This is a genomic window from Alteraurantiacibacter aquimixticola (assembly GCF_004965515.1).
Classification (GTDB): domain Bacteria; phylum Pseudomonadota; class Alphaproteobacteria; order Sphingomonadales; family Sphingomonadaceae; genus Alteraurantiacibacter; species Alteraurantiacibacter aquimixticola.
In genome coordinates this window covers 579,884-600,809 of record NZ_SSHH01000002.1, presented here as the reverse complement: position 1 = coordinate 600,809, position 20,926 = coordinate 579,884, and the positions used below count along the sequence as shown (strand labels likewise).

At 63.9% G+C, this 20,926-nt stretch carries 26 protein-coding genes; 16 read left to right on the top strand and 10 right to left on the bottom strand.

Features of this window, described 5'->3' with window-relative positions; all coding sequences use genetic code 11:
- Window positions 1–18: 18 nt before the first annotated feature.
- From yghU to E5222_RS09410, 3 genes are all read right to left on the bottom strand, one after another.
- On the bottom strand, window positions 19–885 hold the full coding sequence (gene yghU, locus E5222_RS09420; protein WP_136693502.1) for a glutathione-dependent disulfide-bond oxidoreductase: 867 nt from the start codon (window positions 883–885) through the stop codon (window positions 19–21).
- A 120-nt stretch (window positions 886–1,005) separates the two neighbouring features.
- Window positions 1,006–1,554: a hypothetical protein gene (locus E5222_RS09415; protein ID WP_136693501.1), complete on the bottom strand. Its 549-nt coding sequence runs from the start codon at window positions 1,552–1,554 to the stop codon at window positions 1,006–1,008.
- Window positions 1,555–1,598: 44 nt separating this feature from the next.
- Window positions 1,599–2,048, bottom strand: a complete 450-nt coding sequence (locus tag E5222_RS09410; RefSeq protein WP_136693500.1) for an MEKHLA domain-containing protein — start codon at window positions 2,046–2,048, stop codon at window positions 1,599–1,601.
- A 77-nt stretch (window positions 2,049–2,125) separates the two neighbouring features.
- On the opposite strand from E5222_RS09410, the gene E5222_RS09405 reads away from it, so the two are divergent.
- From E5222_RS09405 to E5222_RS09395, 3 genes are all read left to right on the top strand, one after another.
- The gene (locus E5222_RS09405) at window positions 2,126–3,727 is read left to right on the top strand and encodes a GMC family oxidoreductase (protein ID WP_246021645.1); all 1,602 of its coding nucleotides are present in this window, start codon (window positions 2,126–2,128) and stop codon (window positions 3,725–3,727) included.
- Window positions 3,728–3,847: 120 nt separating this feature from the next.
- Entirely contained in the window at window positions 3,848–4,276 is a 429-nt protein-coding gene (locus tag E5222_RS09400) for a carboxypeptidase-like regulatory domain-containing protein (protein ID WP_136693499.1), read from the top strand.
- Window positions 4,277–4,374: 98 nt separating this feature from the next.
- Window positions 4,375–6,021 carry a dipeptidyl-peptidase 3 family protein gene (locus tag E5222_RS09395; protein WP_136693498.1) on the top strand — a complete coding sequence of 549 codons (1,647 nt, stop codon included), beginning with the start codon at window positions 4,375–4,377 and terminating at the stop codon, window positions 6,019–6,021.
- A 13-nt stretch (window positions 6,022–6,034) separates the two neighbouring features.
- On the opposite strand, the gene E5222_RS09390 is transcribed toward E5222_RS09395, so the two are convergent.
- From E5222_RS09390 to E5222_RS09370, 5 genes are all read right to left on the bottom strand, one after another.
- Window positions 6,035–6,340: a DUF3817 domain-containing protein gene (locus E5222_RS09390; protein ID WP_136693807.1), complete on the bottom strand. Its 306-nt coding sequence runs from the start codon at window positions 6,338–6,340 to the stop codon at window positions 6,035–6,037.
- Window positions 6,340–7,443 carry a branched-chain amino acid aminotransferase gene (locus E5222_RS09385; protein ID WP_136693497.1) on the bottom strand — a complete coding sequence of 368 codons (1,104 nt, stop codon included), beginning with the start codon at window positions 7,441–7,443 and terminating at the stop codon, window positions 6,340–6,342. Before E5222_RS09385 ends, E5222_RS09390 begins: the two co-directional genes overlap by 1 nt.
- Before the next feature lie 138 nt (window positions 7,444–7,581).
- Window positions 7,582–7,836, bottom strand: a complete 255-nt coding sequence (locus E5222_RS09380; protein WP_136693496.1) for a hypothetical protein — start codon at window positions 7,834–7,836, stop codon at window positions 7,582–7,584.
- A gap of 346 nt (window positions 7,837–8,182) precedes the next feature.
- On the bottom strand, window positions 8,183–8,749 hold the full coding sequence (locus E5222_RS09375) for a hypothetical protein (RefSeq protein WP_136693495.1): 567 nt from the start codon (window positions 8,747–8,749) through the stop codon (window positions 8,183–8,185).
- 37 nt (window positions 8,750–8,786) lie between these two features.
- Window positions 8,787–9,314: a hypothetical protein gene (locus E5222_RS09370; protein ID WP_136693494.1), complete on the bottom strand. Its 528-nt coding sequence runs from the start codon at window positions 9,312–9,314 to the stop codon at window positions 8,787–8,789.
- 127 nt (window positions 9,315–9,441) lie between these two features.
- Between E5222_RS09370 and E5222_RS09365 the strand changes: the two genes are divergently transcribed.
- The 3 genes from E5222_RS09365 to E5222_RS09355 all read left to right on the top strand — a co-directional run bounded on the left by E5222_RS09365 (window position 9,442) and on the right by E5222_RS09355 (window position 11,148).
- Window positions 9,442–10,197 (top strand): TlyA family RNA methyltransferase, encoded by a 756-nt coding sequence (locus E5222_RS09365; RefSeq protein ID WP_136693493.1) that lies wholly within the window; start codon window positions 9,442–9,444, stop codon window positions 10,195–10,197.
- 109 nt (window positions 10,198–10,306) lie between these two features.
- Window positions 10,307–10,861: a TspO/MBR family protein gene (locus E5222_RS09360; RefSeq protein ID WP_136693492.1), complete on the top strand. Its 555-nt coding sequence runs from the start codon at window positions 10,307–10,309 to the stop codon at window positions 10,859–10,861.
- A gap of 38 nt (window positions 10,862–10,899) precedes the next feature.
- Window positions 10,900–11,148 carry an accessory factor UbiK family protein gene (locus E5222_RS09355; RefSeq protein WP_136693491.1) on the top strand — a complete coding sequence of 83 codons (249 nt, stop codon included), beginning with the start codon at window positions 10,900–10,902 and terminating at the stop codon, window positions 11,146–11,148.
- Between the two features lie 8 nt (window positions 11,149–11,156).
- Here E5222_RS09355 and E5222_RS09350 read toward each other — a convergent pair whose 3' ends face one another.
- On the bottom strand, window positions 11,157–11,564 hold the full coding sequence (locus tag E5222_RS09350) for a hypothetical protein (protein WP_136693490.1): 408 nt from the start codon (window positions 11,562–11,564) through the stop codon (window positions 11,157–11,159).
- Between the two features lie 110 nt (window positions 11,565–11,674).
- On the opposite strand from E5222_RS09350, the gene recO reads away from it, so the two are divergent.
- From recO to E5222_RS09320, 6 genes are all read left to right on the top strand, one after another.
- Window positions 11,675–12,274 carry a DNA repair protein RecO gene (gene recO / locus E5222_RS09345; RefSeq protein ID WP_136693489.1) on the top strand — a complete coding sequence of 200 codons (600 nt, stop codon included), beginning with the start codon at window positions 11,675–11,677 and terminating at the stop codon, window positions 12,272–12,274.
- Entirely contained in the window at window positions 12,271–13,326 is a 1,056-nt protein-coding gene (gene leuB / locus E5222_RS09340; RefSeq protein WP_136693488.1) for a 3-isopropylmalate dehydrogenase, read from the top strand. The genes recO and leuB overlap by 4 nt, the downstream gene beginning before the upstream one ends.
- A gap of 194 nt (window positions 13,327–13,520) precedes the next feature.
- Complete coding sequence (locus E5222_RS09335) at window positions 13,521–14,687, top strand: glycosyltransferase family 2 protein (protein WP_136693487.1); 1,167 nt, start codon at window positions 13,521–13,523, stop codon at window positions 14,685–14,687.
- A gap of 98 nt (window positions 14,688–14,785) precedes the next feature.
- Window positions 14,786–15,457 carry a hypothetical protein gene (locus tag E5222_RS09330; RefSeq protein ID WP_211196124.1) on the top strand — a complete coding sequence of 224 codons (672 nt, stop codon included), beginning with the start codon at window positions 14,786–14,788 and terminating at the stop codon, window positions 15,455–15,457.
- Window positions 15,458–15,517: 60 nt separating this feature from the next.
- Window positions 15,518–15,742: a hypothetical protein gene (locus tag E5222_RS09325; protein ID WP_136693485.1), complete on the top strand. Its 225-nt coding sequence runs from the start codon at window positions 15,518–15,520 to the stop codon at window positions 15,740–15,742.
- 110 nt (window positions 15,743–15,852) lie between these two features.
- Complete coding sequence (locus E5222_RS09320; protein ID WP_136693484.1) at window positions 15,853–16,035, top strand: PLDc N-terminal domain-containing protein; 183 nt, start codon at window positions 15,853–15,855, stop codon at window positions 16,033–16,035.
- 61 nt (window positions 16,036–16,096) lie between these two features.
- Here E5222_RS09320 and E5222_RS09315 read toward each other — a convergent pair whose 3' ends face one another.
- Entirely contained in the window at window positions 16,097–17,371 is a 1,275-nt protein-coding gene (locus tag E5222_RS09315; RefSeq protein WP_136693483.1) for a glycosyltransferase family 39 protein, read from the bottom strand.
- 79 nt (window positions 17,372–17,450) lie between these two features.
- Between E5222_RS09315 and E5222_RS09310 the strand changes: the two genes are divergently transcribed.
- The 4 genes from E5222_RS09310 (at window position 17,451) to apaG (ending at window position 20,881) form a co-directional block, all read left to right on the top strand.
- A complete protein-coding gene (locus tag E5222_RS09310) occupies window positions 17,451–17,714 on the top strand; it encodes a hypothetical protein (protein WP_136693482.1) in 264 nt (87 codons plus the stop codon).
- Window positions 17,715–17,761: 47 nt separating this feature from the next.
- Entirely contained in the window at window positions 17,762–18,970 is a 1,209-nt protein-coding gene (locus tag E5222_RS09305; protein WP_136693481.1) for a trans-sulfuration enzyme family protein, read from the top strand.
- A gap of 94 nt (window positions 18,971–19,064) precedes the next feature.
- Window positions 19,065–20,405, top strand: coding sequence for a sensor histidine kinase (locus E5222_RS09300; protein WP_136693480.1), 1,341 nt, complete (start codon window positions 19,065–19,067; stop codon window positions 20,403–20,405).
- An 83-nt stretch (window positions 20,406–20,488) separates the two neighbouring features.
- On the top strand, window positions 20,489–20,881 hold the full coding sequence (gene apaG, locus E5222_RS09295; protein ID WP_136693806.1) for a Co2+/Mg2+ efflux protein ApaG: 393 nt from the start codon (window positions 20,489–20,491) through the stop codon (window positions 20,879–20,881).
- Window positions 20,882–20,926: the final 45 nt, after the last annotated feature.

Genomic DNA, 20,926 nt, shown 5'->3' with positions numbered 1-20,926 from the left:
TCGCAATGACGAAGAGCGTTACACATCCGCCTTCTTGCGCAACGGATCGAACAGGCTGCGATCCTCGACCTTGTCGAAATCCGCCGCCGAGTGGCGCTCGTCCATCGCCTGCGTGTTGACCAACCGTCCGCGGATAGCGCCGGGGCGCGCGTCGATCGCCTTCACCCAGCGCCCGACATTCTCGTACTCGTCCAGCGAGAGGAAGATGTCGCAGCGGTTATAGGCGCCGTGGTAGAGATTGCCGAGCCAGGTATAGGCGGCGATATCGGCGATCGTGTAGTCGCTGCCCGCAAGATATTCGGTCTTCGCCAACTGCTGGTCCGCCACGTCGAACAGGCGCTTGGTTTCCATCGCGTAGCGGTCGATGGGGTACTTGTAGCGTTCGGGCGCATAGACGTAGAAATGGCCGAAACCGCCGCCGATGAAGGGCGCGCTGCCCATCTGCCACATCAGCCAGCTGAGCGTTTCGGCTCGTGCCGGGTTTTCCTTCGGCAGCAGGTAGTCGAACTTTTCTGCCAGGTGCATCAGGATCGCCCCGCTTTCGAAGACGCGGAAGGGCGTGTCGCCGCTCTTGTCCAGCAGCGCCGGGATCTTCGAATTGGGGTTGAGATCGACGAAGCCGGACCAGAACTGGTCGCCTTCAAAGATCTTGATCTTCCACGCGTCATATTCCGCTTCGGAGAAGCCGGCTTCCAGCAGCTCCTCGAACATGATCGTCACCTTCACCCCGTTGGGCGTGCCCAGCGAATAGAGCTGGAAGGGATGCTCGCCCTGCGGCAGCTCCTTCTGCTCACGCGCGCCGGCAGTGGGGCGATTGACGCCCGAAAACTGGCCGCCGCTTTCGGTGGGAGCCCAGACCTTGGGCGGGGTGTAGACGTCGGACATCTCGGTTTTCTCCTGAACCTGTGGGTCGATGACGAAAAAGATGGGAGGCTGCGCCGATGGCGGCAAGCAAGGGAAAGTTTGGCGGGGGCCGGGTTTTTCTTTGCTACGGGAATGTAACCGTCATTCCGGCTCTTTCTCATTGCCGATGATGCCGATTTCGAAACCGGACAGATGGGCACCGAGCATCACGCAACTCACTGCGCGCCTTTGCTCCGGAGAATTCGGGTCCAGCGCTGCGTGCCATTCCGGCGAGATCATTCTCGGTCCAAACTCCGAACCAAATGCCCCTTTCGCGTGCGACCCACAGAAGTCTTCGAGGGTTCTTGCGAAGTCCGTGTCCTCCATCGTGTCCGGGTCGTAGTGTGGAGGTTCGGGAAAGCCCAATCGTTCCCATTCGGCAATCCACGTAGCCCGCGATCTAGGGGCAGCGAGTTCTGTGGCCTTTGCAGCAAAGGCGGCCTGATATGCCTCAGGAAGTTGGACTGTATAGTGTGTGGCATCGAATGCCTGCGCGAGGCAGAATAGCTGCTCGTCCGAAATTTCCTCATCGGCGATGATAACAAGGTTTTCCTGAAGCAGATCGTCGAATGCGAGCGACACGTCCGACAGTGTACAGGCGCGTGCGCGCCGTTCCGCCTCGGCCTCATCGAAGTAGGTAAAACCTGACATGGAGCTGGCTCCTTGCATTGCGCTGGCGATTAGAGTGGCAAGGATCATCCAACCATCTCCCACTTCCCAAACGTCGCAGCTTGGCCGTGGCGTTTACCAGTTGCGTCGACGAGGTTCCAGATCACCGCGTCCTCGATGCGAAAGCGCGTGCCGTCTGCGGCGATGCGGATGCCGTGATAGCCGGTAACCACGTCTTCCGCATCGAGCTTTGCCAGCATCGCGGCGCGCTCCGCGCGCAGGCCGGGTTCGGCACTTTTGTAGCTGGGCAGGCCGATGAATTGCTCTGCGCTCATGCGGAAGAGGGTGAGGGCGGTGCGGTTGCCGTAGAAGAACAGCGGCGGGTCTTGCGTGCCATGTGCCACCACTGCGCCGGGCGCGTTCCACAACCCGTCGCCGCCCGCGACCAGCGGCCTGCCGGCAAGGTGCGCGAAGCTCTCCTCCAGCAGCGCCAGCCGCGCTCCCGCGCTTCGCTCCATGGCCTCCCGATCGTCCATGAGATGGGGAATAGCGCTTCGACCCCTTGCGGGGAACGGCGCTTTTGCCGCATCAGGCGAGGTGAGAGGAGCGAGACTTGGGCCACAATCCGGATATCATCGTTGTCGGCGGCGGATCGGCGGGCATTCCCATGGCGGTGCGGCTGGCCGAGGCGGGCAAGCGTGTGCTGCTGGTGGAAGCGGGCAAGGGCCATAAGGACGTGCGCTCCCGCGTGCCTGCGCTGATGAGCGGCATCGTCCACACGCCCGATTTCGACTGGATGTACTCTGCCGAACCCGACCCCAGCGTGGGCGGCAGGCCCGACGTCTGGCCGGCGGGCAAGCGGCTCGGCGGCGGCAGCGCGATCAACGGCATGATGTTCATTCGCGGCCACTCTTACGATTACGACCGCTGGGCCGAGCTGGGCGCCAAGGGCTGGGATTATCACAGCGTGCTGCCATTCTTCCGCCGGATGGAGGATAATGAGCGCGGCTCCGATGATTATCGCGGCACGGGCGGGCCGATCGCGGTTTCCGAGGTGCGCAGCCGCTATGCGGTGACGGGCGACTGGATCGCGGCGGTGCAGCAGGCAGGCTATCCCCGCTCGCCCGACCTCAATGGCGAACATAATGAGGGCGTGGACCTGATCCAGCTCTCGCAAAGGAACGGCCTCCGCTCATCCACCGCTGCCGGTTACCTTCAGAAGAAGCCCAAGACGCTCGAGATCATGCTCGAGGTCAAGGTATTGCGGATCGAGATGCAGGATGGCCGCGCCTGCGGCGTCACCGTGCAGCGGGGCGAGAGTTCCGAGACGATCACCGCCAATGATGGCGTGGTGCTGAGCGCGGGCGCGCTCAATTCGCCGCGCCTGCTGATGCTTTCCGGCATTGGTCCGGCGGCGCATTTGCGTGACCATGGCGTCGATGTGGTCCTTGACGCGCCGGGCGTGGGGCAGAACCTGCAGGAACATCCCGGCGTGCACCTGGTGAACGAGGTGTCCGCCCATACGCTCAACGATGACAGCCGGGGATTGGCCGGGGTGAAGAGCCTTGCGCGCTTCCTGTTCGGTCGTTCGGGCGCGCTCACCACCGGGATCGGCCATGCGCAGGCTTTCGTGAAAAGCCGCGCGGATTTGCCCGCGCCGAATTTGCAGCTGGCCTTCAGCGCCTTCGCCTTCGATGTGACACCCACGGGCAATCTGGAGCTGCGCGCGGAAAGCTCTGTCAGTACCTTCATCGCGCTGACGCGGCCGGAGAGCAGGGGCGAGGTGCTGCTCGGCTCCAGCGATCCCGACGCGCCGCCGGTGATCCGCCACCAGCTGATCGGCGAGGAGGACGATGCGCTGCAACTGGTAGAGGGGCTGGAGATCGCCCGCCGCATCATGGCGCAGCCCGCTTTGGTGGGGCAGGTGACCGCCGAGGTGCGCCCCGGCATGGATGCGAGCGGGGTGGACAGGCTCATGCCTTATGTCCGCGCGGCGACGATCCCGATGTACCACCCGGTCGGCACGGTGCGCATGGGCGCTGCCGACGATGCGGATGCGGTGCTGACGCCAGATTGCCGGGTGAAGGGCGTGGAAGGCCTGTGGGTCGCCGATGCCAGCATCATGCCGACCATTCCGCAGGGCAATACCAATGCCACTGCGATCATGATCGGCGAGCGGGCGAGCGACCTTGTGCTGAAGGCGCTGAAGGGCTGATCGCGCACGTCCCGTCGCGAAAATGTCATCCACTGTAATGCAGCCGTCACATTGCTCGGCTGTGGAGTCCGAACGGGGTGCGGAAATCGGTCCGCGCCGCAATGATTCGGATGTCCCGCCTTGCGCAAAGCCGCTCTTGTCGCCGCCGCCCTTTCGCTGGGCCTTTCCCTCTCCGCCACGGCGGGTGAGGTGACGGGCACGGTCTATGACGCGCGCGGCGTTCCGGCGGCGGGTGTGGAGCTGGCGCTGGGCGATGCCCGCGCGATGAGCGATGCCGACGGCGCCTATCGCTTTGCCGATATTGCTGCGGGCGATCACATGGTCGAGGCGAGCGGACAGCGCGCGATGGTCGCCGTTCCTGCCGAGGGCATCGCGACCCGCAACATCGTCCTGATGTCCAGCCGCGCCCGTGCTGCGGTGACCGGCGTCGCTGCTCCCGCCATGGCCGAGGATGCCTTTGCCGAGGCGATGCAGCTGGCGCACCAGATGGTCACCACCGGCAGCGCCCAGGGCGAGGTCGCCTGGACCTTCAACGACCGCGAAGGCTGATCGCCGGCTCCCCGGCGGGCCTTTCCAATTGATCCCGGCACCCCGGCTCGCTAGTCAGGCGGGATAGTTACAGCTGTTCCCTGATTGGATGCCCGCATATGCGCTTTCTCGCCAAGGCCCTCTTGCCCGTCGCCCTTCTCGCCACCGCCTGCACATCGGGCGATAACGCGGTCGAGAGCGGCTATGACATGATCGCCAGCCGCGACCAGATCGCCGATGTCGCGATGACCCCGGATACTTCCTATCTCACCGAGGATGAGCGGCAGGTTGTCGGCAAGCTGATCGCGGCAAGCCGGCTGATGAGCGTGATCTACATGCACCAGCGCCTGCCCAACTATGACGAGCTGCGCTCCGAGATCGAGGCGACCGGCAATGCCGACATGCTCGACATGTATGACCGCAATTTCGGCCCGTGGGACGAGGGCAGCGACCTTCATCCCTTCTATGGCGACACGCCCATGCCGGAAGGCGCGGGCTTCTATCCCGCCGACCTGACGCGCGAGGAATTCGACGCCTATCTGGAAGCGCATCCCGACCAGCGCGAGGCCCTGCTCAGCCCCTACACCGTGGTGCGCCGCGATGGCGAGAACCTCGTCGCGATCCCCTATTCGGTGGAATATGCCGATTGGCTGGAACCCGCCGCGCAATTGCTGCGCGAAGCGGCGGAAATCACCACCAATCCCAGCCTCAAGCGCTTCCTCACCCTGCGCGCCGAAAGCTTCCTGACCGACGATTATTTCGAAAGCGAAATGGCGTGGATGGACCTTGAAGGCACGCCCATCGAAGTCGCGATCGGACCCTATGAGGTTTATACCGACCGCCTCTATGGCACGAAGACCGCCTTCGAAAGCTTCGTGACCCTGCGCAATCCGGAGGAGAGCGAGGCGCTGCGCCGCTATGTCTCCTATTTGCGCGACATGGAGGGCAATCTGCCGATCCCGGCGGAGCATCACAATTTCAACCGCGGCTTCGAAAGCCCGATCGCCGTGGCCGACCAGGTGCAGGGCGGCGGCGACAATGTGCCCGGCGTGCAGACCATCGCCTTCAACCTGCCCAATGACGAGCGCGTGCGCGAAGCCAAGGGCGCGAAGAAAGTGATCCTCGCCAATGTGCTGGGTGCGAAATACGACATGATCCTGCAGCCCATGGGCGCGGTCGTGCTGCATGAGAGCCAGGCTGGGCTGGTGCAGAAGAAGTATATGGAGCTGTTCACCCTGTTCCACGAACTCTCGCACTCGCTGGGACCGGGCAGCATCACCGTCGATGGCCGCGCAACCACGGTGAACGAGGAACTGCGCGAGCTCTATTCGGCACTGGAGGAGAGCAAGGCGGACGTCATGGGCGTCTACAACATCCTCTACATGATGGAACGCGGCGAGATCCCGGCGGCCGAAAAGGACCAGCTCTGGGCGACCTATTTCACCGGCCTGTTCCGCTCCATGCGCTTCGGGATCGAGGAAGCGCACGCCAAGGGCGCGGCGGCACAATATGGCTTCCTGCTGGAAAAGGGCGCCTTCCGCTTCGACGAGGAGGCCGAGCATTTCGTGATCGACCCGGAACGCATGGAAAGCGCGCTGACCGAGCTGCTGACCACCGAGCTGATGCTGCAGGCGACCGGCGATTATGACGGCACGGCCGCATTCTTCGAAACCTACGCCAAGCTCGACGCGCATGGTGAGGACGCGATTTCACGCATGACTCACCTGCCGGTCGATATCCGACCGGCCTATCCGTCCAGCATCTAGGAAGCGGGTGCGCTCAGGCGGCGTCGCGTAGCGCCAGCGCCGCCTGCTTGCGGCGGATCAGCCCGTCATTGAGGAAGGTGCCGAAGGGGAACAGCGCGGCGATGAAGGTGCGCGCCACTTCCCACATGGTGAACCCCTTGCCTGGCAGGCACACCACCATCGCCAGCACATAAGCGACCCAGGCGAGGCCGTGGGTCAGCCCCACCGGCGGCACCAGCACCGGATTTCCCGCGCCGTATTTCAGCGGCATGGCGATGCAGAACAGGGCGATGGTCGTCACGCCCTCGATCAGGGCAATGGCGCGGAAAAGCTTGAGCATCACGACAGCTTCGTCACCCAGCCATGCGGGTCGGGCGCGCTGCCGCGCTGGATGGCGACGAGCTTGTCGCGCAGCATGGAGGTCACCTGTCCCGGTCCGCCGGTGCCGATGGTGAAGTCATGCTTGCGGCCTTCCACATGGCCCACAGGCGTCACCACGGCGGCGGTGCCGCAAGCGAAGGTTTCGACGAGGCGGCCGGACTTCGCATCCTCCTGCCACTGGTCGATTGCGTATTTCTCCTCGCGGATGTTCAGCCCCTCGGCCCTGGCCAGCGTCAGCAGGCTGTCGCGGGTGATGCCGGGCAGGATCGTACCGGTTAGCGGCGGCGTGATGATGCTGCCATCGTCGAACACGAAGAACAGGTTCATGCCGCCCAGCTCCTCGATCCAGCCATTGCCGGCGGCATCGAGGAAAACGACCTGGTCATGGCCCTTGGCGAAGGCTTCTCCGGTCGGGACGAGGCTGGCGGCGTAATTGCCGCCGCACTTGGCCGCGCCGGTACCGCCGGGGGCCGCGCGGGTATATTCGGAAACCCAGACGGAGACCGCCGGTGCGCCCGACTTGAAGTAATTGCCAGCGGGGCTGAGGATCACCACGAACTTGTATTGCTTGGCCGGGCGCACGCCCAGGAAGGGCTCGGTGGCGAACATGAAGGGGCGGATATAGAGCGATCCGCCCGCAACCGGCGGGAACCATTCGGCGTCGGCCTCCACCAGCTGGCGCACCGCGGCGGTGAACAGCTCTTCCGGAACCTCTGGCATGGCGAGGCGACGGGCCGAGGCATTGAAGCGCTGCGCATTCTGATCCGCACGGAACAGGCCCATCGAGCCATCGGCCATGCGATAGGCTTTCATGCCCTCGAAAATTTCCTGCGCGTAGTGCAGCACCGATGCCGCCGGATCGAGCGGGATCGGCCCGCGCGGGCCGAGCGTCGCATTGTGCCAGCCGGTGCCCTCGTCATAATCCACCACGATCATGTGATCGGTAAAGACCTTGCCGAAGCCTGGATCGGCGATCAGCGCCTCACGCGCCTCCACGGCGGTGGGGGCGGGATGGGGCAAGCGGGCAATCTCAATCGTGGCAGAATCGGCGAGAGTCGCCATGAAGCATTTCCTTAGGTCTACAGAATAGGCTGCGTCATATAATTTCAAACTCAAAAGTAAATTTGAAATTATCGGAAAAGAGGTATTTCTCGAAACCAGACTGCTAGCGATGTCCGCGCCGGAGGGAAAGGGGGGCAGTCACCAGACCTTTACGCCGCATTTAGGACACCGACGCTTGACCCATGGATATTGGAAAATGCCGTCCATTGTCACCAAGCCGTGGCCGCATGGTCGCCGTTGGACAGAAATCATGATCGTCAGGAGGAATAATCCTGCCGCCATCACGCCAAAGAGGAAATTTGCCGGTGCGGGCGCAAGGATGGCCGGGACCATCATGATGAGCCACAGGATTCCAAGTGCCGGAAGCCACGGATAGAAGCGCTGAAGTTTCATGATAATATCATAGCACAAATGAGAAAGGCGGCCCCCGCCTAACGAGGAACCGCCTTTCGCATGGTCAGCGGCCAGAAGTGCCGCCCACGAAGTCTCTATCGATAGCTAGCTTACCGATAGTACCTCGCGCGGAAACTTACCGACCTCCCTGCTGAACCATGAGACATCGGATCACCTCCTTTCGCGCTTTTGAAGCCAACACCCTGTGGTGCAACCCGTCGGGCGAAGACCGCGTTCACCGCTGGCCTTGCGTGCTGTTGTGAATCGGTGTGCGGCGCAACACAAGACTTGAATTTATCTTTTTCACAGTCAGAATGAGAGCTTCGGGTTTGGAAACCTGAGACCTCTACCGACAATCCTCCACCACGCGCGTGATTTCCGGCCAGGCCGGCACGTAGAGCCGCGCATTGCCTCCGAAATGCACGCCCAGCCGCCCGCGCGAAAAGGCCATCGCTTCGAGCAGCGGGTCGCGAGCCGAGAGCTCCGCCACCAGCAAGTCGTTCCGGTTCGGCAAGGGGCTGGCGGTGAGGTCGCGTGTCATGGTTTCGGTTTCGATCCGCAGCGGTACCTCGCCCGGGACATTGTCGAAGCGGGCGATACCGACGCGGCGGGTTCGCAGGTCGCAGCGCAGCAGCATCAGCGCCTCTCCGCTCGACGGGCCGAAGACCGCCAGCGTCTCCGCCGGTTCCGCCACATAGAACCAGTCGCCCGGCGTCACCGGGGCCTGGTGCCAGTCGGCATGGGCGGCCGGCGGGATCGCGATACTGGCAGAGGGTGTTGGTGTTGGACTGGGCGCGGGAGCCGCGACCGGAGCGCGCGTGGCCGATGCATCGGGAGTGGGCGACGGGGCAGGCGCCACACAGGCGGCCAGCACCATCGATCCCGCCATGGCGGCCATCCATTCCCTGCGCATTCTCCGGTCTCTCCTCATCATTCCACGAGTTTCAAATTCAGGCGCATGCCTCGAACACGCGGCGGATGCCGGGCGCGGTGGGCAGGCGGATCACTTCGCCGGCGGGGCCGGTCATTTCGATCGTTCCACCCGGCTGCACGAAGCCGCCGAAGACCGGCGCGTCGAGGGCGATAGCCGCCACCTGGTAGGGCACGACCTCGCCATTCGACATCGTGTCCAGCCGCGCGGCCGTGCCGCCCGCCTCGATCACCCAGGCCTGGCTGCCCAGCTTCGGCGTGTTGATCGAAAGCGTGAGGCCATTGCTTTCGCGATTGCAGGTAATGTTGACCAGCGGATCGGTATCGGCCTGGCCGAAAGTCGCGCTGGCGCCACTGGCGCTTTCATTGATCGACCAGCTGCCGGGCGCAAGCGGCGAACCATCGGGCGCGGCGATAGGCGTGGGCGAGTTGGTGAGCACGGGGGCCGGGGTCTCGGGCGCAGCTTCCTCGGCCGGCTCGTCGGCGGAACTGCAGGCCGAAAGCAGTGCGGCGGCACAGGCGAGGGGGGCAACAAAACGCATATTCATGGCTCTTCTAATCCTCGAGAAGCGATTCGGGTCCGCCCCAGTCGCACCCAAATGTGACAATAAATGTGACACCGCGCGGGAGAGCAGGGCTGGCGCGCTCGCTTCGCGCCATCTATCGCCCGGGGCCATGACTGAAGGCAAGACGGCCAAGGTGAGGATCGACCAGCTCCTTGTGGAAAGGGGTGAGGCGGAAAGCCGCGCGCGGGCGCAGGCGCTGGTGATGGCGGGCCTCGTCTTCGTGAAGGGTCAGCGGGTGGACAAGGCGGGGCAGAAGGTCGCCGCCGATGCCGAGATAGAGCTGAAAGGCCGCGACCATCCCTGGGTCGGGCGCGGCGGGGTGAAGCTGGACGGGGCGATCAGGCATTTTGGCCTCGATCCCACGGGCGCGGTGGCAATGGATATCGGCAGCTCCACCGGCGGCTTCACGCAGGTGCTGCTGTATCACGGGGCGGAGCATGTCTTCGCGGTCGATGTCGGCACCAACCAGCTCGACTGGAAGCTCAGGAACGATTCGCGCATCACCGTGCTCGAACAGACCAATGCGCGCGAGCTGACGTCCACGCAGATCGACCGCCCGTGCAACTGGGTGGTGTGCGATGCCTCCTTCATTTCGCTGCGCAAGGTGTTGGAAAGGCCGCTGGAACTCGCCGCGCCCACCTGCCAGCTGGTGGCGCTGATCAAGCCGCAATTCGAAGTCGGGCGCGACGAGGTAGGCAAGGGCGGCATCGTGCGCGACGAGGCTCTGCATCAGCGTGTATGCGGCGAAGTGCGCGATTGGCTGGAGGGCGAAGGCTGGACAATCCAGGGAATCACCGAAAGCCCGATCAAGGGCACTGAGGGCAATGTCGAATTCCTGATCTCCGCAAAGCGGGGCGGGGATTGAGCGTGCCTGCAGGGGACACCGGTTTTCAACGTCTTGCGCGCGATGGCGTGCCGGTTATCGTGGGAAGCGATTCTGCGGGCGCCGTTGCCCCGTTGATGCAGGAGCCTGAATGAACCGCCTTGCTTCTCCCGCGCAATTGCGCGCCAGCCTGCTGCGCTGGTCCCTGTTTATTGTCCCGGTCGTGGTGCTGGCCGGCTTCGTCTCCGGACAGATGGCCGGCAGCGGCGCGGACAATCCGTGGTTCGCCGCGCTGTACAAGCCCGCGATCTACCCGCCGCCCATCACCTTCGGCATCGTCTGGGGAGTCCTCTATGTGCTGATGGGTGTGGCGCTGGCGATGGTCTGCGCCGCCTGGGGTGCACGCTGGCGGACATTGGCGATCCTCGCCTTCCTCGTGCAGTTCGCGCTCAATCTGGCCTGGTCGTCGGTCTTCTTCGCCATGCATGATATCGAGCTGGCGCTGATCGTCATTGCGGCGCTGGACGTGATGCTGGTGCTGACGATCTGGCTGTTCTGGAAAGTGCGCAGGCTAGCGGGGCTGCTGCTGTTGCCCTATCTCGCCTGGTGCCTGTTCGCGACCGCGCTCACCTGGCAGTTTCTCCAGCTGAATCCCGATGCCAGCGATGTGAATGCGAACAATGCCGTGCAGCGGGTTGTGTTGTAGGGATTGATTTCGCCTGCAGCGGAGACCACATAGCCACCATGCAAAGCGAAAACCCCGTCATCGCCGACTTCGTCAAGCTCGCCAACTCCGCCGCCGGTACGCTGGCTGGCATGACGCGAGAGGCGCGCGACAATGCGCGTGAGCGGATGAAGGAGGCCATGGGCGGCCTCGATTTCGTCAGCCGCGAGGAATTCGACGCGGTGAAGGACATGGCTGCAAACGCGCGCGAGAAGGTCGACGTGCTGGAAGCCAGGCTGGCCGAGATCGAGGCGAAGATCGGCAAGTAAGCGGGCGCCTACCTCCGCCTGAAATATTCCCCGGCAACCGAATGTTCGCTCATGCGCAGGCAGCGTGAGAGGGCCTGTGCGTAATGATCGTTGACGGCATCCGCGCGCCTGTTGCCGCGCGGGATGGCATTCACTTGGGCGGTCCTCGCCTGCATGTCATCCAGCTTGCTGTCGCGCAGGGCCAATACGCGGTCGAGGTCTGCCTCAGGCCCCTGCGCCAGTTCCGCGGTCATCCAGCTGAACAGATCATCTTCGCGGATGCTGATGCCCGAAACCTCGCGGCAGGCCGTGCTCATCGCCAGCATTTCCGCATAGAGTTCCACGCGGCTATCCGAAAGGACGCTGTCCTGCCCCTGCGCGGGAAGTGCGATCGCTGCTGCAAGAATGGCAGTCGAACCGATCAAAACAGTCTTCATGGCTGCTCTCCCAAGCCCCTGTGATCGCGCATTGGTACACTATTCGCCGGTGGGAGACAAAACCCGCCGCGCTTGCGCCCGCCACAGCCAGCAGGCACAGCAGCGCCCCTATGCACATTCGCGCGCCCGCCATCCTTGTCGCTGCCCGCCAGCATGGCGAAACGGCGGTCGTCGCGCGTCTCCTGACCGAGGAATACGGCCTCGTCGCCGCCTATGTCGCCGGCGGGCGCGGGCGGCAGCTGCGCCCGGTGATGATCCCCGGCAACGTGGTGGATGTGCAGGTCTCCGCCCGCTCCGAAAGCCAGCTGCCCTTTGCCAAGGTCGAGCTGTTGGAAAGCCGCGGGCAATATCTCACCGAACCGCTGCTGGCTGCCGCGATCGGCTGGGTCGCGGCACTGACCGCAACCGCGCTGCCCGAACGCCAGCCCTATCCCTCGCTCCACGCGGCGCTCGGCGGATTGCTCGATGCGATCTGCCATGCGCCTTCCGCACGCGGCTGGGTCGGCGCGCTGCTCGCCTATGAGACGCTGCTGCTGCGCGAGCTTGGCTATGGCGGGGCGGGCGCGCGGCCCGAGGGCGATCTATCCGCGCTGATGAAAGAAATGGACGTGCTGGCGGGTCCGCTCGACCACTACCTGCTTGCCGACCGGCGCGGAGACGTTATGGCGGCGCGCGCACGCTTACGCGAATTATTGGGGCGGATAGAATGAAGATCGCATGTCTGGCCGGTGACGGAATTGGCCCGGAAATCATGGTCGAGGCGAAGAAGGTGCTGGACGCGCTTTCGCTCGATATCGAAGTGGCGGATGCCGATGTCGGCGGCACGGCCTACAAGAAGCACGGCCACCCGCTGCCGCCCGAAACGCTGGAACTGTGCAAGGCGTCGGACGCCGTGCTGTTCGGCGCGGTGGGCGATCCCGATTGCGACAATCTGGAACGCCATTTGCGCCCCGAACAGGCGATTCTGGGCCTGCGCCAGGCGCTGACCCTGTTCGCAAATTTGCGCCCGGCGACCATGTTCCCCGGCCTCGAGGATATGAGCGCGCTGCGCCCCGAAGTGGCCAGCCAGATCGACCTGCTGATCGTGCGCGAGTTGAATGGCGACGTCTATTTCGGCGAGAAGGCGATCCGCACGCTCGACGATGGCCGCCGCCAGGGTTACGACTTCATGTCCTATGCCGAGGACGAGGTGCGCCGCATCGCCCATGTCGCCTTCCGCGCAGCCCAAGGCCGCAAGAAACTGCTATGCAGCGTGGACAAGGCCAATGTGCTCGAAACCAGCCAGTTGTGGCGGGACGTGGTGATCGAGGTTTCGGGCGAATATCCCGACGTGACGCTCAGCCACATGTATGTCGACAATGCCGCGATGCAGCTGGTGCGCAATCCCGGCCAGTTCGACGTGGTGGTGACCGGCAATTTGTTCGGAGACATCCTGTCCGACCAGGCGAGCATGTGCGTCGGCTCGATCGGCCTGCTCGCCAGCGCTTCGCTGGGTGAGCGGCAGACCGATCACGGCACTTTCGGCCTCTACGAGCCGATCCACGGTTCCGCCCCCGATATTGCCGGGCAGGGCAAGGCCAATCCGATGGCGATGATCCTCTCGCTCGCGATGCTGCTGCGCCATTCGCTGGGCCTCGAGGCCGAAGCGGCGAAGGTCGAGGCGGCTGTCGCGAAGGCGCTGGAAGATGGTGTTCGCGGCGGCGACCTTGGCGGCAGCGCGGGGACGTCCGAAGTGGGCGATGCCGTGGTGGCGCGTCTCTAGGTCGCGGAACCTCCCGCGTCTGTCTGCACCAGGACGGCCGCGCCAGCGGCCGCAAGGGCGAACGCCCGCTCGCAGGTGCCCCGCAGCGAAGCGGAGGGATCAGCACCGAGGACGCGCGCCCGGATGGGCGTGCGGACAACAGAATTCACACATGTAAACCTTATGGTTAAGATTACGCCTTACGCCGCTGGGGCATGGACATGACGCATCCCGATCTCTTCGAAGCGGTCGCCAACGCTGCCCCCGCCGGCGCTGCACAAGGCCGCGCGAAGCTGGAACTCGCAGTGGTGCTCCCGACGCTGAACGAGAAGGGCAATATCGCCCCGATGGTGAAGCGGCTGGAAGAGGCGCTGGGCCCCACGGGTTGGGAAGCGGTTTTCGTCGACGACAATTCGCATGACGGGACGGCCGAAGAAGCGCGCCGCATCGGCCAGTCCGATCCGCGCATCCGTGTGATCCAGCGCATCGGCCGCCGCGGCCTTGCCAGCGCCGCGATCGAAGGCATGTGCGCCACCGCCGCGCCTTTCGTCGCCGTGATGGATGCCGACCACCAGCACGATCCTGCGCTGCTGAAGGACATGCTCGCCGCCGTGAAATCGGGCGAGGCGGACCTCGCCTATGCCAGCCGCTTTGCCGAAGGCGCCAGCGCTGCCGGGCTTTCCAGCGAGGGGCGCGAGAAGGGCAGCCGGATCGCCAATGCGCTGGCCCGCAAGCTGACCGGCACCGAGCTTTCCGATGCGATGAGCGGCTATTTCCTCCTGCGCACCGATCAGCTGCGCAAGCAGGCGGGCGACCTCTCGGGCATCGGTTTCAAGATCATGCTCGACATCCTCGCCACCGCGAAACCGCAACTTACCGTGAAGGAATTCCCCTTGAAGTTCGCAGAGCGCCTCGAAGGCGAAAGCAAGCTGGACCACGGTGTCGTGCTCGATTTCCTCGCCGGTCTCTACGAGCGTTATCTCGGCAAGATCATTCCCACCCGCTTCGCCCTGTTCGGCACGGTGGGTGCGCTGGGCGTGCTGGTGCATATGGCGGCGCTCGCCACGCTCTATGCGCCGGGTATCGTCGGTTTCACCTGGGCGCAGTCCTTCGCGACCATCGTGGCGATGACCTTCAACTTCTGGCTCAACAATTTGCTCACCTATCGCGACAAGAAGCTGTCGGGCGCGCAGGGCATGTTCTGGGGCTGGCTGAAATTCTGCGCGGCCTGCGCGGTGGGCGGCTTCGCCAATGTGGCGGTGGCCTCCATGATGGAAGGCAGCGGCTTCCACTGGGTGCCCTCGGCGCTCGCCGGCATCGTGCTGGCATCGGTGTGGAACTACGCCCTGTCGAGCAAGTTCGTCTGGGGCCGTTTCCGGTAACATCACAAGGGCTTGTGCCCTTGTCCCGGCACCAACTCTGGCCTAACTTTTTCTTGCGAGAGGGGAAGTTAGTGGGACGAATGCAATTGCGAGGCGTGTTGGCGACGGGCCTTGCCCTTTTTGCCTCCTTCCTGCCTGCCACATCTTTTGCATGCATTACCAGTGCACCCTTCGTGGTGGAGGACATGCGCGAGGCGGATGCGGTCTTCAGCGGGCGTGTGACCAGCTATGAGATCGTCGTCAGTGAGAGCGAGTTCGGCCGTCCTATAGACCACGGCATCATTACCGTGGCGGTGGATGATGTCTTCCGGGGAGAGCTGCCTGCGAGCGTTCCGCTTTACTGGGGAAATTCCACCTTTGCGCTGCCGGACGAGCTGATGGTCACCGAACCTTCGCTCTTCGCGGCCGTCAACGCGGACAGTCCAGGCTTGCCGTTACGCGCGCCGAGCGCAACAATCTTCCCCAATGCACGCCCCGACTTGCTCCAACTAATGCAGGCACCCTGCTCGGGGAGCTTTGTCCTACCATACGCCTCAGCTTATCGTTCCGAGGTAGAGGCATTGCTGCGCGGGGAACCAAGTTCCTATCTCGATGACCAAGGGACGTATGCCGAGGGTGTAGATCTTGAATGGACGCAAATCGCAGCCATTCGCCGCAGCGAGAGCCCACGTGCCGTCTGGAATGGCGTATTGTGGCTACTCGTTCTGCTTGCCGTTCTCGCGATCATGCTCGCGTGGCGCGGCTGGCGGCGGCGAGGGAAGCCTGCCTGATTGCCAACTCCTTGTCCGGGGTGCTGGCTTCGGACATACTTACCCGAAGGGAGACGCATCATGGAAGAACCGCACGTCAACAAGGACGAGACATCGCGGACTGCGGACGCGCCACCCTCGCGCACAGTGACGAAGCGCATCGCTATGATCGGCGGCGTAATTGGCCTTGCGACGCTGGTTTACGAACTCGCGACTTTCGAAAGCTGGCTTGAGCTGACCCCGCCGCTGGCGATCATCCTGCTGAGCTACGGCATGTATGAAGGCTATTTCCAGCGCCGCACCTGAGCGGCTCTCCGCAAAAAATCCGGAACCCGATCCGCTTTCCACCCGTTCCTAGGGCCAAGAAGGGCGTCCTCCCCCCTGAAACAGGGCGTCCCAACCGCTAGGAGCAAGTCATGGAAATTCTTGGACTTCTTGTCCTCATCCTGGACATTTACGCCCTCTACAACATCGCCGTGAGCGGCGCTACGCTGCCCGCCAAGCTACTGTGGGGCCTGGGCATTATCGTGCTGCCGGTGATCGGCTTCATCGTGTGGCTGCTGGCCGGCCCGCGTGGCTCGGCAAAGGCCATCGCGTAAAACGCGATAGACCACATTACCCGCGACGGCCGGTTCCTTCGGGGGCCGGCCGTTGTCGTTTCTACCGCCAACCCTCCAGCCAGGCCCAGACGAGGAAGGAATATTCGCCACTGAGCCGCGCGGCGGTGAGGATGGGGTAGAAATAGGAAAACAGCGCCAGCGATCCGCCCAGCAGTGCCCATGGCACCAGCCGCTCGCCACGCTGGCGCAGCCGCTCGGTCGCGAGGGCCAGCGCTGCCATGGCGAAGCAATGCGGCAGCAAGTAGTGGTAGAAGAACTGTACCGGCTTGGGCGCGATCAGCCACATGCCGAGGCTGACCGCATAGAGCACCACTACCGCCGCGCAATCGCGCCTTTTGTCCTTCCACGCTGCCCAGATGCACCAGACAAGTGCGGGCAGGGCAGCGAGCGAGGAGAGCGGATTGCCCAGCAGCAGCACGCCGCGCTGCGCGCCGTCAGCCTGCTCGTACAAATACCAGATCGCCCGTGTATTACTTACCCACTGCCACCAGCGGCTCTGGTACGGATGCGGATCGAGCGTCTGCTGCTGCAAGTCGAGCATCTGCATGTGCAGCGCGATGAGGCCGCTCGGATTGCCGGGCACTTGATCGAAGAAAAGGAACGGCCAATAGGTGACGGCATAGGTCGCCAGCGGCACCACGCCCAGCCAGACGCTTGCCTCCATCAGGCTCATGCCCCGGATCGGCCAGCCACGTTCCGAGCGGAACGGACGGCGGCGGCCTGCCCATAGCCGGGCGACAAGGAAGGTCAGCCCCGGCACCATGGCGAGCGGGATCGCGTTCCATTTGCTCGCCATCGCGCAGCCCAGCGCCACGCCTGCTATCGCCAGCCGCCAGCGCGCCGTCTCATTCTCGCGCACCGCGCCCGCGCACATCCACAGCGCCAGCAGCATGAAGCCCGCCATGACAATGTCGAGCATGGCGATGCGCGCCTGCACCAGCAGCATGAAGCCCGATGCGATATACATGCCGGTGAGCACGCTCGCCGCGCGGTTCTCGGTCGCAAACCACATGGCGCGCATGGAGGAGAACAGCGCCAGCACGCCGAAGAGCAGCGGCATGATCCGCCAGCCGAGCGGGTTGTCGCCGAAGATCGCGACGCCCAGCGCGATCACCTGCTTGGCGAATGGCGGGTGTTCGAGATTGGTCGCATGGCTGAGATCCAGCAGGTAGCGCACCGCGGGCAGGTAATGCACCTCGTCGAAGAAGGGCTGCGAGGGGATCGTCAGCCTGTTCGCGCACAGCGCCGCAAAGATGGCGGCAAGGGCAAGGTGCCAGCGCCAGGGGTCCGTCTCGTGAATGGGGGGATCCTGCATGCCATGACGGGATAGCAGCCGCGCGGCGCTGTGCAAGCGCTCGCGGGAACCGCTCCCCGGACTATCCGATTGGTAGGGCATGACCGATCTTTACCTGCTCTGGTTCGACCCGGAGGCCGACGAGCCCGAAAGCCTCGATTTCCACGGCGATGCGCATGTGCTGGCGGACGGCTTCTGGATGGTGCGTTCCGATCTCACCCGCTCCAAGCTCTACCACCGCATCAAGTGGCAATTGCCCGACGACGCCGCACTGCTGCTCGCTCCGCTGGACGACAGCCGCGATGGCTGGCCCAAGTTCAAGGGGCTGGCCGAAGGCGCGCTCAAATGGCTGCGCGAAGGCTGACGAGCACGCTTGCCCATGCGGCGGGGCATGCTTAAACGCTTGGCCCCATGAAGAAGACCACCGGCCTCGACCGTTCCAAGACCGCCAAATGGCGCCCCGCCACCCGCGCGGTGCGTTCCGGCACATGGCGCAGCGACCATGGCGAGACGAGCGAAGCGCTCTATCTCACCAGCGGCTTCACTTATGACAGCGCGCAGGAAGTAGCCGACCGCTTTGCGGGCGAAGCCAGCGGCATGCAGTATTCGCGCTTCCAGAACCCCACCGTGGCGATGCTGGAAGAACGGATCGCGGCGATGGAAGGGGCGGAGGCCTGCAAGGCGCAGGCGAGCGGCATGGCGGCGATGACATCGGCGCTGTTGTGCATGCTGTCGCAGGGCGACCACGTGGTCGCCGCGCGCGCCGCTTTCGGTTCGTGCCGCTGGATCCTCGCCAATGTGCTCAATCGCTTCGGCATCACCCACACGGTGGTGGACGGCCGCGACAATGCCGCATGGGAGGCCGCCGTGCAGGAGAATACCAAGGTGTTCTTCTTCGAAACGCCGGCCAATCCCACGCTCGATATCGTCGATCTCGAATTCGTCTGCGGGCTGGCGAAGTCCAAGGGCATCACCACCGTGGTCGACAATGCCTTTGCCACCGCCGCCTTGCAGCGACCGCTGGAATATGGCGCGGACGTTATCGCCTATTCCGCCACCAAGCTGATGGACGGACAGGGCCGCGTGCTGTGCGGCGCCGTGTGCGGCAGCGAGCAATGGGTGAACGAGTATCTCTCGCCCTTCCAGCGCAATACCGGCCCCGTCTGCTCGCCCTTCAATGCCTGGGTGGTGATGAAGGGGCTGGAGACGCTGGACCTGCGCGCCCACCGGCAGAGCGAGAATGCGCTCGCCGTGGGCAAGTTCGTGGAGGAGCGGGTGGAGCGCGTGCTGCATCCGGGCCTGCCCAGCTTCGCCCAGCACAACCTCGCGATGAAGCAGATGGACGCCTGCGGGCCGATCTTCAGCTTCATCGTCCCCGGCGGCAGGGCCAAGGCCTTCGCCGTGCTGGATGCGCTGGAACTGGTCGATATCTCCAACAATATCGGCGATGCCAAGACGCTGGCCTGTCACCCGGCCTCCACCACGCACAACAATATGGGCGAGGAAGGCCGCGCCGAAATGGGGGTGGAAGAAGGCATGATCCGGATCAATGTCGGGCTGGAGGATCCGCAGGACCTGATCGAGGATCTCGACCAGGCCTTTGTGAAGGCGGGGATTTGATTTCCAAAGACATCATTTGATTCGCCAGCGGTGCGGCAATCGGGTATTGCTGTGCGGTGGGTCAAAAAATCATTTCTTTTCAAGGTTGTTGCGCATGATCGGCGTATACGACTTCTATGCGGCGCTGGTTGAGTCTTCCGACGACGCTATCGTCGCGAAGGATACAAACAGTATAGTAATCGCTTGGAACCCGGCGGCTGAACGGCTGTTCGGCTGGACGGCGGAGGAGATGATCGGCCAGTCCATCCGGCGCCTCCTGCCCGATGATCGGCAGCATGAGGAAGACGAAATCCTCGAGCGCATCAGCCGCGGGGAAAAGGTCGGCCAGTTCCTGACGCGGCGGTTGCACAAGTCAGGTGTGGAGCTTGATATCTCGGTCACCGTCTCGCCGGTGCGGGACGAGATGGGCACCGTGGTCGGCGCCAGCAAGATCGCCCGCGATGCACGGCCTTTCCTTGAGCGGGAGGAGCGGCTGCGCGAGAGCCAGGAACTGTTCCAGACGCTGGCGGACAATATCGCCCCCTTCGCCTGGATGGCGCGGCCCGACGGGCACATCTTCTGGTACAACAAGCGCTGGTACGATTACACCGGCACCACGCTGGAGGAGATGGAGGGCTGGGGCTGGAAGAAGGTCCACCATCCCGAGCATGTCGACCGCGTGGTCGAGCGCATCCAGCACAGCTGGGATACGGGCGAGGAGTGGGAGGACATCTTCCCGCTCAGATCGAAGGGCGGCGAATATCGCTGGTTCCTCAGCCGCGCCTTGCCGATCCGCGACGAAAATGGCGATATCCTGCGCTGGTTCGGCACCAATTCCGACATCACCGAACAGCGCGAGCAGGCCGAGCAGATCCGCCTGCTGCTGATGGAAGTGAACCACCGTTCGAAGAACATGCTTTCGACCATCCAGGCGCTGCTGCGCCGCAGTGTCGATGGCAATGACGAGCTGATCGAGCGCTTCCAGCAGCGTGTGCGCAGCCTGGCCGTGAACCAGGACATCCTCGTCCGCCGCGAATGGCGCGAAGTCCCGCTGGATGAGCTGGTCCGTCTGCAGCTTGCCTTTGTCGAGGACGCGCCGGGGACCATCGTCACCGACGGGCCCGATATTCCGCTGACGCCACGCGCGGCGGAAACCATCGGCATGGCGCTGCACGAACTGGCGACCAATTCGCTCAAATACGGTGCGCTCTCGGTCGATGCCGGCAAAGTCGAAATCAGCTGGGCTGTGGATGCCGCGACGGGTTTTTCGATGAGCTGGCAGGAAAGCGGAGGGCCCGAAGTTTCCCCTCCGCAGCGAAAGGGCTTTGGCAGCACGCTGATCTCGGAGATTCCCAAGCGCACTTTCGGAAGCGATGCCGATATCCTCTATGCTCCGGAAGGCATTCGCTGGTCGCTGCGTGCCCCGATCGACATGGTAGAGGCCGGTAAAAGCTAGGAGCCGGGGGCAAGTTCGCCATCTCCCCTTGCCGCCGCCTGCAAACCCGCTAGGCTCGCGACTCGATGATGATCCGGGATGCCATGAACTCGCTGTTCCAGCACGTCGCCATTACGGCGGGCGTGACTGTGCGCGTGTCTGTCAACTTCATGCCTGAACAGTCGCGCGTCGAGGCGGGGCGCTGGTTCTGGGTCTATCACGTGCGGCTGGAAAACGGCCGGGATGACACGATCCAGCTGCGTACGCGGCACTGGCGAATCAGCGACTCGCGCGGAATGGTGAACATCGTCGATGGCGAAGGCGTGGTCGGGGAAACCCCGGTGCTCGCGCCCGGCCAGACGCATGATTACGTCTCCGGCTGTGAGCTGACCGTGCCGCATGGCGCGATGGAAGGGCACTACACCTTCAGCGCGGTGGACGGATCGCTGTTCGACGTGGCGATCCCGCACTTCCCGCTCACCGCCCCGGCGGAATAATAGATCAGGCAGCTGGCTGCTCACCTCCGGCCGCAACGCGACCGC

Coding starts and splice junctions, on each gene's coding strand:
- E5222_RS09395 (WP_136693498.1), top strand. CDS start 4,375: ATGCGCTTTCTCGCCAAGGCCCTCTTGCCCGTCGCCCTTCTCGCCACC.
- E5222_RS09355 (WP_136693491.1), top strand. CDS start 10,900: ATGCAAAGCGAAAACCCCGTCATCGCCGACTTCGTCAAGCTCGCCAAC.
- E5222_RS09300 (WP_136693480.1), top strand. CDS start 19,065: ATGATCGGCGTATACGACTTCTATGCGGCGCTGGTTGAGTCTTCCGAC.
- E5222_RS09360 (WP_136693492.1), top strand. CDS start 10,307: ATGAACCGCCTTGCTTCTCCCGCGCAATTGCGCGCCAGCCTGCTGCGC.
- E5222_RS09315 (WP_136693483.1), bottom strand. CDS start 17,371: ATGCAGGATCCCCCCATTCACGAGACGGACCCCTGGCGCTGGCACCTT.
- E5222_RS09415 (WP_136693501.1), bottom strand. CDS start 1,554: ATGTCAGGTTTTACCTACTTCGATGAGGCCGAGGCGGAACGGCGCGCA.
- yghU (WP_136693502.1), bottom strand. CDS start 885: ATGTCCGACGTCTACACCCCGCCCAAGGTCTGGGCTCCCACCGAAAGC.
- recO (WP_136693489.1), top strand. CDS start 11,675: ATGCACATTCGCGCGCCCGCCATCCTTGTCGCTGCCCGCCAGCATGGC.
- E5222_RS09375 (WP_136693495.1), bottom strand. CDS start 8,749: ATGCGCAGGGAATGGATGGCCGCCATGGCGGGATCGATGGTGCTGGCC.
- E5222_RS09380 (WP_136693496.1), bottom strand. CDS start 7,836: ATGAAACTTCAGCGCTTCTATCCGTGGCTTCCGGCACTTGGAATCCTG.
- E5222_RS09410 (WP_136693500.1), bottom strand. CDS start 2,048: ATGGACGATCGGGAGGCCATGGAGCGAAGCGCGGGAGCGCGGCTGGCG.
- E5222_RS09335 (WP_136693487.1), top strand. CDS start 13,521: ATGGACATGACGCATCCCGATCTCTTCGAAGCGGTCGCCAACGCTGCC.
- E5222_RS09390 (WP_136693807.1), bottom strand. CDS start 6,340: ATGCTCAAGCTTTTCCGCGCCATTGCCCTGATCGAGGGCGTGACGACC.
- E5222_RS09370 (WP_136693494.1), bottom strand. CDS start 9,314: ATGAATATGCGTTTTGTTGCCCCCCTCGCCTGTGCCGCCGCACTGCTT.
- E5222_RS09305 (WP_136693481.1), top strand. CDS start 17,762: ATGAAGAAGACCACCGGCCTCGACCGTTCCAAGACCGCCAAATGGCGC.
- E5222_RS09320 (WP_136693484.1), top strand. CDS start 15,853: ATGGAAATTCTTGGACTTCTTGTCCTCATCCTGGACATTTACGCCCTC.
- E5222_RS09350 (WP_136693490.1), bottom strand. CDS start 11,564: ATGAAGACTGTTTTGATCGGTTCGACTGCCATTCTTGCAGCAGCGATC.
- E5222_RS09365 (WP_136693493.1), top strand. CDS start 9,442: ATGACTGAAGGCAAGACGGCCAAGGTGAGGATCGACCAGCTCCTTGTG.
- leuB (WP_136693488.1), top strand. CDS start 12,271: ATGAAGATCGCATGTCTGGCCGGTGACGGAATTGGCCCGGAAATCATG.
- E5222_RS09385 (WP_136693497.1), bottom strand. CDS start 7,443: ATGGCGACTCTCGCCGATTCTGCCACGATTGAGATTGCCCGCTTGCCC.
- E5222_RS09325 (WP_136693485.1), top strand. CDS start 15,518: ATGGAAGAACCGCACGTCAACAAGGACGAGACATCGCGGACTGCGGAC.
- E5222_RS09310 (WP_136693482.1), top strand. CDS start 17,451: ATGACCGATCTTTACCTGCTCTGGTTCGACCCGGAGGCCGACGAGCCC.
- apaG (WP_136693806.1), top strand. CDS start 20,489: ATGAACTCGCTGTTCCAGCACGTCGCCATTACGGCGGGCGTGACTGTG.